A 12,060-nucleotide genomic window follows, 5' to 3' on the forward strand; every position below is an offset into this window, starting at 1 on the left:
GTTGCACGCCATGGTGCTTGGCGCTGCTCGGCAAGCTGCGGGCATTCAGACACGGTAAAGTCGCTGCAACATGAAAAAACTGCTGCTGGGCTGTATCGCCGACGACTTCACTGGGGCCACCGACCTCGCCAACAACCTGGTGCGTGCCGGCATGCGTGTGGTGCAAACCATAGGCCTGCCCGATCAGCCGCTGGCAGCCGAGACCGACGCCGTGGTCGTCGCGCTCAAGTCGCGCACCTTGCCGGTGGACCAGGCGGTTGCGCAGTCGCTGGCCGCCCTGCACTGGCTGCAGGCGCAGGGCGCGCAGCAGATTTATTTCAAGTATTGCTCCACCTTTGACAGCACGCCGCAAGGCAACATCGGCCCGGTCACCGAAGCGCTGATGGACGCGCTGGCGCCCCTGCCCGGCAGCGACTTCAGCATCGCCACGCCGGCCTTCCCCGACAACCAGCGCACGGTGTTCAAGGGCCATCTGTTTGTGGGCGAGGTCTTGTTGCATGAAAGCGGCATGCAAAACCACCCGCTCACCCCCATGACGGACGCCAACCTGGTGCGGGTGTTGCAGGCGCAATGCAAACGCAAGGTTGGCCTCATTGATTACACCGTGGTGGCGCAGGGCTCGGCCGCGGTGCAAGCCCGCATGGCGACGCTGCGCGAGCAGGGTGTGGGCATCGCCATCGTGGACGCGATTTCCAACGACGACTTGTTGCGCCTGGCGCCGGCGCTTAAAACCATGCCCTTGCTCACGGGAGGCTCCGGTCTGGCCATCGGTTTGCCAGCCAACTTCGGCATCACGCCTTCGTCCACGGCCAGCGCCTTGCCGCCGGCCACGGGCTGGCAGGCGGTGGTGTCGGGCAGTTGTTCGCTGGCCACCAACCGGCAGGTGCAAGCTTTTATCCAGGCCGGGCATCCGGCCTTGGCTGTGGATGCCTTGCAAATCATCCAGAAAGAAGCCGTGGGTATCGACGTGACAGCCGAGGTGTTGGCCTGGGCCGCGCCAAAACTCGCTCAGGGGCCGGTGCTGATTTATTCCTCCGCGGACCCGGCCGTCGTCAAGGCGGTCCAGGCGCAGCTCGGGGTCGAAGAAGCCGGCGCCCTGGTGGAACGCACCCTGGCCGCCATCGCGCGTGTACTGGTGCAACACGGCGTGCGCCAGTTGGTGGTGGCGGGCGGCGAAACCTCGGGTGCCTGTGTGCAGGCCCTGGCCATCAAACACATGAAAATTGGCACACAAATCGACCCTGGCGTGCCCTGGTGTTATGCGCAAACCGAGGCGGCCAACGAAGAAGGCATACACCTGACCTTGAAGTCGGGCAACTTCGGCACGGACGACTTTTTCAGCAAAGCTTTTGCGAGGCTCGCATGACGGAAACCCAGGCCCGGGAGGAAATCTGCCGTGTCGGCCGCAGCCTGTTCGAGCGCGGTTATGTTCATGCCACGGCCGGCAACATCAGTGTCCGGCTGCCAGAGTCGGATGGCGGCGGTTTTCTGATCACCCCTACCGATGCCTGCCTGGGCACGCTGGACCCGGCCCGGCTCGCCAGGCTGGATGCACAAGCCCAACAAGTCAGCGGCGACACTGCCAGTAAAACCATAACACTTCACACCCATATCTATAGGGCTGCAAGCCAGTTTGACCCTGAAACCCGGTGTGTGATCCACACCCATAGCAGCCACTGCGTGGCGCTGACCTTGAGGCCTGACGTCGGCCCGGAACTGTTGCCCGCCCTTACCCCTTACTTTGTGATGAAGGTCGGCCACGTGCCACTGATCAGCTACCACCGGCCCGGCGCGCCCGAAGCCGCCCTGCAGGTGGCCGACACCATTCGCCGTTATGGCGAAGCGGGGACACCGATACGCGCCGTCATGCTGGCGCGTTTGGGGCCCAATGTCTGGCACAACTCGCCCGCCGCGGCCATGGCCACGCTGGAAGAACTCGAAGAAACCGCCAAACTTTTGTGCCTCAGTCCCTCGCTGCCCGAACCCCTGAGCGATACACACATCGGCGAACTGCGCAAAACCTTCAAGGCCCGCTGGTAAACCGCCGGCAGCGCATCCTGGGCGCGCCACCCGTGGCGCGAATCTTGCATAAAAATGCCCATGACGCCGTCCCAGTCCTTGCGCCTTGTGATCATTGCTCCAGATCTGCTGGAAGGCGTGACCACGGACCCCCATGCGCGGCTACAGGCGGAACGCTCGCGCCAGTTGCGTATCGGCCTGCTGGAAAACGGCTACAACGTGGTGGCTGTCTTGCCGGCCGATACCTACCTGGACAAACGCCTGAGCGAGCTGCAACCCGACATGATCATCGTGGACGCGGAAAGCGAAGCCCGCGATTCACTCGAACATGTGGTGATGGCCACCCGTGACGCGCGGCGCCCGATTGTGCTGTTTACCAATGACAAGGACACCAGCCACGTGAAAGACGCGGTGGCGGCCGGTGTGTCCGCCTACATCGTGGCCGGTTTGTCGCCGGAACGTATACGCCCCATTCTGGACGTGGCGATGGCGCGTTTTGAACACGAACAAGGTCTGCGGCGCGAACTGGCGCACGCCCGGACCGAGCTGCAGGACCGCAAAGTCATAGACCGCGCCAAAGGCCTGCTGATGCAGCGGCAAAACCTCAGCGAACAGGCGGCCTACGAAAAACTGCGCAAAGCCGCCATGGACAAGGGCTTGCGCCTGGGCGAAGTCGCACAACGCATGCTGGACGCCGCCGACCTGCTGGGTTGAAGCGGCCCGCGGGGTCTGACGCCGAAATGGTGCGGCGCACAAATACAGTGCAGGTCCGGCGAAATCCAGAACCAGGTGCAGCCGCCACGGCAAACGCTATGAATTCCATAGCTGATTTCGCCCATGTATCAAGGGCTGAAGGCCAATTTCATCGTGAATCGAAGGCTAAAAGAGCCAAATCGGAGACTGGCACAGCTTTTGCGTTGAGCTAAACACCAGGCCTTCCGCTTCAACGGCGAAGCGGCAAGCCTCACAGAACAAAGGCGTTCGCACCCAGTTTCACACCACGTGTGTGGGCAGAGGTCGAGCGCCTTTTTTGTTTTTGCTTCTTTGTTTTCACTTCTGGAGTCCAGACCATGACAGATCTGCTGAAATCTTCACTGACACGCCGTACCGTTTTACAGGCCGCCGCGGTCGGCGCCGCGGGCATCAGCCCGGCGCTGCGTGCCGTGGTCTATGCCCAGGGCTCCGATGCGCCGGAGAAAAAAGAAGTCAGGATTGGTTTTATTCCGTTGACCGACTGCGCCTCGGTGGTGATGGCCTCGGTGCTGGGCATCGACAAAAAATATGGCGTGAAGATCATCCCGACCAAGGAAGCCAGCTGGGCCGGCGTGCGCGACAAACTGGTCAATGGCGAACTCGACTTTGCCCACGTGTTGTACGGCCTGGTCTACGGCGTGCACATGGGCACGGCCGGCCCGAAAAAAGACATGGCCGTGTTGATGAACCTGAACAACAACGGCCAGGCCATCACGCTGTCGAAAAAAATCGCCGACAAAGGCGCGGTGGACGCCGCCTCGCTGGCCAAGCTGATGAAAACCGACAAACGCGAATACACCTTCGCGCAGACCTTCCCCACAGGTACCCATGCCATGTGGCTGTATTACTGGCTGGCCAGTGCCGGCATCAACCCCTTCCAGGACGCACGCGCCATCGTCGTGCCGCCGCCGCAAATGGTGGCCAATATGCGCGTCGGCAACATGGACGGTTTTTGTGTGGGTGAGCCCTGGGGCCACCGCGCCATCATGGACGGCATAGGCATCACCGCCGTGACGACCCAGGACATCTGGAAAGACCACCCGGAAAAAGTGCTGGGCACCACCGCCGACTTCGTCAAGAAAAATCCCAACACCGCACGCGCGGTGACCGCAGCCATCCTGGAAGCCGGCAAGTGGATTGACGCCAACCTGTCCAACAAGATGAAGATGGCCGAAACCGTGGCCGACAAGAGTTACGTCAACACCAGCGTGGACGCGATCAACCAGCGCATCCTGGGGCGTTACCAGAACGGTCTGGGCAAAACCTGGGACGACCCGAACTACATGAAGTTTTACAACGACGGCGCGGTGAACTTCCCCTACCTGTCCGACGGCATGTGGTTTTTGACCCAGCACAAACGCTGGGGCCTGATCAAGGAGCACCCGGACTACCTGGCCCTGGCGAAACAGATCAACCACATCGACGTCTACAAGGATGCCGCCAGCGCCAGCAAAACACCGGTGCCCAAGGACCTGATGCGCACCAGCAAGATGATCGACGGCGTGGTCTGGGACGGCAAGGACCCGAAGAAATACGCCGACGGTTTCAAGGTGAAAGCATGAACGGCACGGCGAAGGGCTCCCGCTTGCTGCGGATAGCCGCCCCGGAAAACGCTTTCGGCTGCCGACACCGTTCCAGCCCAGTCACCCATACGCTGCTGAGGCAGCCCGTCTAAGGAACTCATCATGGTCAGCGCTGTTTTTCATCCTCCTTTCGACGACGCGCCCCCGGCCGCGTCGCCCGCCACCCCGGAGAGCGCCAAGCCCGCTATTCCTTCCATAGCTGCCAGCGCAATAGCCACGGGGGCTGCAGCCTCAAAAGGCTTGCAAACCACAGACCCGGCCGGCACCGCCAAACCGCCGTTCGACTGGCGCGGCGTCTGGATGGCGGTGTTGCCACCGCTGTTAGGCCTGGGTTTGCTGGTCGGCCTGTGGGAGCTGGTGTCGGCGTCCACGGGCAACAGCATTCCCTCGCCGCTGGCGACCTTCCACCAGGCGGTCGATGTGTTCAGCGACCCCTTCTACAGCAAGGGGCCGAATGACCAGGGCGTGGGCTGGAATGTCTTGTCTTCGCTGCAAAGGGTGGCGGTCGGTTTTGGCCTGGCGGCTGCGGTGGGCATTCCGGCCGGGTTCATGATCGGGCGTTTCACGTTTTTAAGCCGCATGTTCAACCCGCTGATCAGCCTGATGCGGCCGGTCTCGCCGCTGGCCTGGTTGCCGATTGGCCTGCTGGTCTTCAAGGGCGCCAACCCGGCGGCGATCTGGACGATTTTTATCTGCTCGATCTGGCCCATGATCATCAACACCGCGGTGGGTGTGCAACGTGTGCCGCAAGACTATATGAATGTGGCGCGTGTGCTCAATCTCAGCGAGTGGAAAATTTTCACCAAAATCCTTTTTCCCGCCGTTTTGCCCTACACCTTGACCGGCGTGCGCCTGGCCGTGGGCACCGCCTGGCTGGTGATTGTGGCCGCCGAGATGTTGACTGGCGGCGTCGGCATCGGCTTCTGGGTCTGGGACGAGTGGAACAACCTCAACGTCAAAAACATCATCATCGCGATTTTTGTGATCGGCATCGTCGGGCTGCTGCTGGAATTTGCGCTGATCAAGCTGGCCACGGCATTTACGTTTGAAGAGGTGAAAGCATGAACCCGTCACTGAGCAGCAAATACATCGAAATCCAGGGTGTGGCGCAAAGCTTCAAGACCCGCAAAGGTCCGTTCTGCGCGCTGCAAGACATCAACCTGACGGTCGCCAAGGGCGAGTTTGTTGCGCTGATCGGTCACTCCGGCTGCGGCAAGTCGACCTTGCTCAACCTGATCGCGGGCTTGACCACACCGACACAAGGCGCCCTGCTTTGCGCCAACCGCGAAATCGCCGGCCCCGGCCCGGAGCGCGCGGTGGTGTTTCAAAACCACTCGCTGCTGCCCTGGCTCACCTGTTTTGACAACGTCTACCTGGCGGTGGAGCGGGTCTTCGCCGCCACAGAAACCCGGGCCCAACTCAAGGCTCGCACCGACGCGGCCCTGGCCATGGTCAGTCTGAGTGCTGCCGCGCAAAAACGCCCCGGCGAAATTTCCGGCGGCATGAAGCAACGTGTGGGTATTGCCCGCGCCCTGTGTATGGAGCCCAAGGTCTTGCTGCTGGACGAACCTTTCGGCGCCCTGGACGCCCTGACCCGCGCCAAGCTGCAGGACGAGTTGCTGCAAATTGTCAGCACCACCCAGAGCACGGTGGTGATGGTGACCCACGATGTGGACGAAGCGGTGCTGCTGAGCGACCGCATCGTGATGATGAGCAACGGCCCGTCCGCCACCATCGGCGAAGTGTTACATGTGGACTTGCCGCGGCCGCGCTCACGGGTGGCGCTGGCCGAAGACGCTCGTTACCTGGGTTACCGCAAGGCCGTGATCGACTTTCTCTACACCCGCCAGGGCCACGTCGAAAAAGCCGCCTGAGTCGTCAGCACTCGTCGCTTTTCGCCACATCAGGACTCTAACCCTGATGTGGCGGTCGTGAGCAGCTATCGTTTGAATAGCAACCGAACACGCCATCGACCCGCCTCGGCCAGAGCAAGGCCGGCGCAGGGTTTTTACCCGTCAACAACACAAGCACTGGTAAGCTCAAAAGCTGCAACTTGTTGCGTTTACGGGAACAAAAAAACGATGGCTCTGATTGTGGTGGTCGACGATGACGAAACAATACGCACGTTGATCGCGGCGGCGCTGCGTTTTGAAGGCTACGAGGTGGTGGAGGCCGACAACGGCGCCACCGGGCTGGCGCTGGTGCGGAGCCGCCAGCCCGACCTGGTCGTCAGCGACGTCAACATGCCGGTGATGAATGGGTTTGCCATGTTGCAGACCTTGCGCGCCGACCCGACCATCCAGGCCACGCCCGTCATTTTGCTGACCTCGCTGCAAGAACGCGAAAACGTGCGCAGCGGCATGAGCAGCGGCGCCGACGACTACCTGATCAAACCCCTGGTGTTTGACGAGTTGCGCGAGGCCGCCGCCACCCAGCTCAACAAACAGCTGATGCGCCAGTTCGCCCAAGCCAGTGCGGTGGACACCGCCATCAGCGCCGCATTGCAGGAACAGCAAGCACGTTTGACCCGTTTGTACGAGAACCGGCTGCTGGCCGAACTCAGTGACAAATGGCCCTCGGCCGAATCGGCTGAGGACGACAACAAATTGGCGCATGCCACGGTGCTGTTTGTCGATGTCGTCAACTTCCCGGCCCTGTCCGAAAAACTCTCCAACACCGAGCTGAGCACGGTCGTGCGCCAGTTCTACAACCATGCCGGCGATACCGTCTACCTGTTCGGCGCCCACCACATGCAATTTGTCGGCGAAGGCCTGCTGGCGGTGTTTACCGGCAGCTCGGACACCGACACCGTCAACTGCAGCCTGCGCGCCACCCGGGCGGCCCTGGGCCTGATCAACTCGGCGCACCGGGTGCAAGGGTTTATGGCCAGCCATTTTGCTGACCGCGCCCTGCCGCGTTTTGAGGTCTGCGTGGGTCTGAACAGCGGTGCCGTCACCCTGGCCAAACTGCTGGACCCGCTGCGCGGAAAATCCCAGGTCTTGCCCGTCGGCGACACCGTCAGCACCAGTTTGTTGCTGCAAAAACATGCCTACCAGGCCGGCTGGAAAATTGCCGCCAGCGCCGCGCTGCTGGACGAAGTGGGCGGCAGCGTGAAAACCGGGCGCCGCAGGCGGTTTTCCCTGCCGGGGCGCAGCAGCGCAGTGCATGGCGTGGAGCTGCTGGGTTTGTCTTCGTAAGCAGCAAGATCCCTCATTCGCTATCAAATAAATAGCTGCCTACGCCCGTGGCTAAAGGGCTGGAGGCCAAAAATACGTATAAAAAGCACAAAATCCAAGCCATGCACCAGAATCAGGCGATGCGGCGCCCGTCTTTGGTGCAGTGCAACAAGCCCGGCTTAACCCACCAGCATCTGCAGGCTGCGTTCGTACTGCTCGGACAAGGTCTCGAACACCGCCAGCAGGTCTTCGCTGGCGGCCGCCACATGTTCCAGCCCTGGCGCGCCGGCCGCCACACCGGCCAGCATGGCGTCCCAGCCAACGGCCGCGTTGTCCAGCGAAACGCGAATCGCCGGGCTGCTCAGCGGAATCTCGTTCAAATAACACAACGCCTGCTCAAACGCCGTCCTGGCCTCGGCCAGGGCCGGTGTATTGCGCGGCATGGCGGCCTGGGCCCCCAGCCGCTCGATCAAGGCGTATTTTGCAAAACGCTGGCTCAACATGCGTTGTCGGCCCGCGAGATTGAGCACCTGCAAGGGCGGCATGGCGCCGGCGTTTTCCAGGCTGCTGGTCAGGCGTTCGGCGTCCTGCAGCAGTTGTTCGGCCACCACATCCAGCTGCGCCATGCGGCCCGGCTGGCGTGTATCCGCCAGGCCCTGCTTCAGTTGCGCCCAGGTGTGTTGCACCTGGCCCAGCAGGTCGCCAAAAGTCGGCTGGGACAGGCTTTTTCCCAGCGCGACCAGGTTGGTATCTGTGCGTGCCACGGACTCGTGCATGCGCTCTGACAGTTGAGGCAGCGGCACACCGGCCGCTTGCAGCAGCGCCAGCTTGACCAGGCGCTGCGACAACATGCGTACCTGGCCGGAACGGTTCACATCTTCGGCAAAACGGGCCGAATGAATGATGTGTTGCGAGACCTGGCCCAAGCGCTGGTTGCTGTGCATGGAGGTGGTTCGCAACATCTGGAAAGCGTCGTCGTCCGACATCTGGCGGGCGCGCATCAGGATGCCCTTGGCACGCTCCACCACCTTGCGTTCTTCCAGCCGGCTGGACACCTCGGCCAGTTCAGCACGCAAGGCCTGCTCGCGCGCGAAGCGGGCCTGGGCCAGATGAATCAGCGGGCGCAGGCGCTGCTGGCCATAACCGTTCACCACGTAGGCATGCACACCGACCTCCGTGGCGCGTGTGATCTTGCCGGCATCCCCATCGGGGGTAAAAACGATGACGGGGAGCGCCGAGGTGCTCCCCACGATGTCCAGGGCCGTGAACAAGGCCGCATCGGGCACGGCAACATCACAAATCAGCAAGTCCGGCGCCTGGCGTACCACCGCCTGCAGCAGTTTCTGGCGCTCTTCCACACAGGCCAGGACCTGGATACCCACGGCGCCCAGGTCTGTGACCAGCGTCTGCGGGCCGGTCGGGTTGTTTGAAAAAACCAGTGCGGAAGTCATCACCATCGCTTATGTGAGAAGGAAAACAGCCTTTAGAGCCTGTTTACGATCTCCATGGGGCCGCGCAGGTGCCTTTTCGGGATGGGCTGCAAGGCGCGGTGCGCCGCCAATAGCTGGCTATTGGCAAGCGCCGCAACGCTGCAGACCGCCCGAAAAGGCATCTGCCCTTCGGGTTGGGGCGAAATCGGGCGATTTGCCCGCCAAACCTTTTGCATGGGCATGAGCCCATGCTGCGTGATCTTGGCGATCAACTCATCCCGATTGCGCCCCAACGCGACCCCATTGAGATCGTAAACAGGCTCTTAGCGCATGCAAGTCGCGCGCCATGTGGTGGGGCACTGCCGGTTTGCCGTGACATGGCACAAGTTTTGCTGTGATCTCTGCGGGCGTAACGGAGCGCCCAACCTGAAGGAAAGCACTGCGGGTCTGCGCACAAGGGCGTGCGCAAGGATGTGCCTCACACCGGCTCCACAGCCGTGTCCCTGTTTGACAGGAAGGACCCTCATGTTTTTTACCGCCATTTTTCATCCCCAGCCATCCGGCGTCCAGCGCCTCCGCCGCGAGACGCCCGCCTGCGAACGCCACCCTGAGTGGGCGCTGGTGACGACCCCCTCCCATCCCTCTGGAGTGAACACATGAAAAAATCGAAATTGGTGATGGTCGGCAACGGCATGGCCGGCGTGCGCACCCTCGAAGAGCTGCTCAAGATCGCCCCCGATCTGTACGACATCACCGTGTTCGGCGCCGAGCCGCATCCCAACTACAACCGCATCCTGCTGTCGCCGGTGCTGGCCGGTGAACAAACGCTGGACGAAATTGTGCTGAACTCCTGGGACTGGTACACCGACAACCACATCACCCTGCACGCCGGTAAAAAGGTGGTCGAAGTCGACCGCATCAAACGGGTGGTGCGCGCCGACGATGGCACCGAAGAAAGTTACGACCGCCTGCTGATGTGCACCGGCTCCAACCCCTTCATCCTGCCGGTGCCCGGCAAGGACTTGCAAGGCGTGATCGCCTACCGCGACATCGCCGACACCAACGCCATGATTGCCGCGTCGGAGAAATACAAAAAAGCCGTGGTCATAGGCGGCGGCCTGCTGGGCCTGGAAGCGGCCAACGGCCTGATGCTGCGCGGCATGAACGTCAGCGTGGTGCATGTGATGCCGACCCTGATGGAGCGCCAGCTCGACAGCGTGGCCGGCAAGCTGCTGCAAAAGTCACTGGAAGAACGCGGCCTGAGCTTCCTCATGGGTGCGCAAACGCAGGAGCTGGTCGGTGGCGCTGAGGGCCGGGTGAGCGCGATCCGTTTCAAGGACGGCAGCGAAGTCGCCACCGACCTGGTGGTCATGGCAGTGGGCATACGCCCCAACACCGAGCTGGCCGAGTCCATGCACCTGTTTTGCAACAAGGGCATTGTGGTCAACGACACCATGCAGACCACCACCGACGCGCGTATTTATTCGGTCGGTGAATGCGCGGCCCACCGCGGCATCGCCTACGGCCTGGTGGCGCCGCTGTTTGAGCAGGCCAAGGTCGCGGCGAATCACCTCGCGCAGTTCGGCATAGGCCGTTACACCGGTTCGCTCACATCCACCAAACTCAAGGTCACGGGCATTGACCTGTTCTCGGCCGGCGAGTTCATGGGCGGCGAAGGCACGGAAGAAATCGTCATGTCCGACCCGTTTGGCGGCGTCTACAAAAAGCTGGTCCTCAAGGACGACAAGCTGATAGGTGCCTGTCTGTACGGCGACACCGTGGACGGCAGTTATTACTTCAAACTCTTGCGCGACGGCCGCAGCGTGGCCGGGATCCGCGACAAGCTGATGTTCGGCGAATCCAACATCGGCGATGCCGGCCATGAGGGCCACAGCAAGGCGGCGTCCATGCCTGATGAAGCCGAGGTCTGCGGCTGCAACGGTGTCAACAAGGGCACGATCTGCAAGGCCATCAAGGAAAAAGGTTTGTTCACGCTGGACGAGGTGCGCAAACACACCAAGGCCAGCGCCTCCTGCGGTTCCTGCACCGGCCTGGTGGAGCAAATCCTGATGTTTACCGCCGGCGGCGATTACTCGGCCACACCCAAACTCAAGGCCATGTGCGCTTGCACCGACCACGGCCATCAGGCGGTGCGCGACGCCATCCGTGAACACAAGCTGCTCAGCATATCCGCCGTCTACCAATTCATGGAATGGAAAACGCCCAACGGTTGCGCCAGCTGCCGCCCGGCTATCAACTACTACGTGACCAGCAGTTGGCCCAAGGAGGCCAAAGACGACCCGCAAAGCCGCTTCATCAATGAACGCAGCCACGCCAACATCCAGAAAGACGGCACTTACAGCGTGATCCCACGCATGTGGGGCGGCGAAACCACGGCCAGCGAATTGCGCCGTATTGCCGACGCGGTGGACAAATACAAAATTCCGACTGTCAAGGTCACGGGCGGCCAGCGCATAGATCTGCTGGGTGTCAAAAAAGAGGACTTGCAAAACGTCTGGAACGACATCGGCATGCCGTCCGGCCACGCCTACGCCAAGGCTTTGCGCACGGTGAAGACTTGCGTGGGCAGCGAATGGTGCCGCATGGGCACACAGGACAGCACGCAAATGGGCAAAGACCTGGAGCACGCGATGTGGCGCATGTATGCGCCGCACAAGGTCAAATTTGCCGTGAGCGGCTGCCCGCGCAACTGCGCCGAGGCCGGCATCAAGGACGTGGGCATCATAGGCGTCGACTCCGGCTGGGAGATGTATATCGCCGGCAACGGCGGCATCAAGACCGAAGTGGCCCACTTCTTCACCAAACTCAAAACCGCCGAAGAAGTGCTGGAGTACACCGGTGCTTTCTGCGAGCTCTATCGCCAGGAAGGCTGGTACCTGGAACGCACCGTGCATTACGTGAACCGTGTGGGCCTGGACTACGTCAAGAAACGCATTCTTGAGGACCACGCCGGCCGCCAGGCCTTGTGGGAACGCCTGCAGTTTGCGCTCGACGGCGAACCGGATCCCTGGTTTGAGCTGAAAGAAGCGGCGGTGGATACCCGGCAGTTTTCCGCCCTCAGCGCCTGAGTCATCACCA

General features: G+C 61.8%; 9 protein-coding genes. 8 read left to right on the forward strand and 1 reads right to left on the reverse strand.

Annotated elements, in window-relative coordinates:
• The first annotated feature begins 70 nt into the window (after positions 1–70).
• From otnK to R6254_RS12400, 7 genes are all read left to right on the forward strand, one after another.
• Positions 71–1,366, forward strand: a complete 1,296-nt coding sequence (gene otnK / locus R6254_RS12370) for a 3-oxo-tetronate kinase (RefSeq protein WP_318407179.1) — start codon at positions 71–73, stop codon at positions 1,364–1,366.
• Positions 1,363–2,040: a class II aldolase/adducin family protein gene (locus R6254_RS12375; RefSeq protein WP_318407180.1), complete on the forward strand. Its 678-nt coding sequence runs from the start codon at positions 1,363–1,365 to the stop codon at positions 2,038–2,040. The genes otnK and R6254_RS12375 overlap by 4 nt, the downstream gene beginning before the upstream one ends.
• 60 nt (positions 2,041–2,100) lie before the next feature.
• On the forward strand, positions 2,101–2,733 hold the full coding sequence (locus R6254_RS12380) for an ANTAR domain-containing response regulator (protein ID WP_318407181.1): 633 nt from the start codon (positions 2,101–2,103) through the stop codon (positions 2,731–2,733).
• A 356-nt stretch (positions 2,734–3,089) separates the two neighbouring features.
• A complete protein-coding gene (locus R6254_RS12385; protein WP_318407182.1) occupies positions 3,090–4,334 on the forward strand; it encodes a CmpA/NrtA family ABC transporter substrate-binding protein in 1,245 nt (414 codons plus the stop codon).
• A 123-nt stretch (positions 4,335–4,457) separates the two neighbouring features.
• Positions 4,458–5,420 carry a nitrate ABC transporter permease gene (gene ntrB, locus R6254_RS12390; RefSeq protein ID WP_318407184.1) on the forward strand — a complete coding sequence of 321 codons (963 nt, stop codon included), beginning with the start codon at positions 4,458–4,460 and terminating at the stop codon, positions 5,418–5,420.
• Complete coding sequence (locus R6254_RS12395; RefSeq protein ID WP_318407186.1) at positions 5,417–6,229, forward strand: ABC transporter ATP-binding protein; 813 nt, start codon at positions 5,417–5,419, stop codon at positions 6,227–6,229. The genes ntrB and R6254_RS12395 overlap by 4 nt, the downstream gene beginning before the upstream one ends.
• Positions 6,230–6,436: 207 nt before the next feature.
• Complete coding sequence (locus tag R6254_RS12400; protein ID WP_318407188.1) at positions 6,437–7,552, forward strand: response regulator; 1,116 nt, start codon at positions 6,437–6,439, stop codon at positions 7,550–7,552.
• A gap of 158 nt (positions 7,553–7,710) precedes the next feature.
• Here the strand turns inward: R6254_RS12400 and R6254_RS12405 are convergent, their stop codons facing one another.
• Positions 7,711–8,982 (reverse strand): type IV pili methyl-accepting chemotaxis transducer N-terminal domain-containing protein, encoded by a 1,272-nt coding sequence (locus R6254_RS12405; protein WP_318407190.1) that lies wholly within the window; start codon positions 8,980–8,982, stop codon positions 7,711–7,713.
• Positions 8,983–9,617: 635 nt separating this feature from the next.
• Between R6254_RS12405 and nirB the strand changes: the two genes are divergently transcribed.
• Complete coding sequence (gene nirB / locus R6254_RS12410) at positions 9,618–12,050, forward strand: nitrite reductase large subunit NirB (protein ID WP_318407191.1); 2,433 nt, start codon at positions 9,618–9,620, stop codon at positions 12,048–12,050.
• Positions 12,051–12,060 lie beyond the last annotated feature (10 nt).

It is taken from the genome of Polaromonas potterensis (genome assembly GCF_033446725.1).
In the GTDB taxonomy this organism is placed as follows: domain Bacteria; phylum Pseudomonadota; class Gammaproteobacteria; order Burkholderiales; family Burkholderiaceae_C; genus Polaromonas.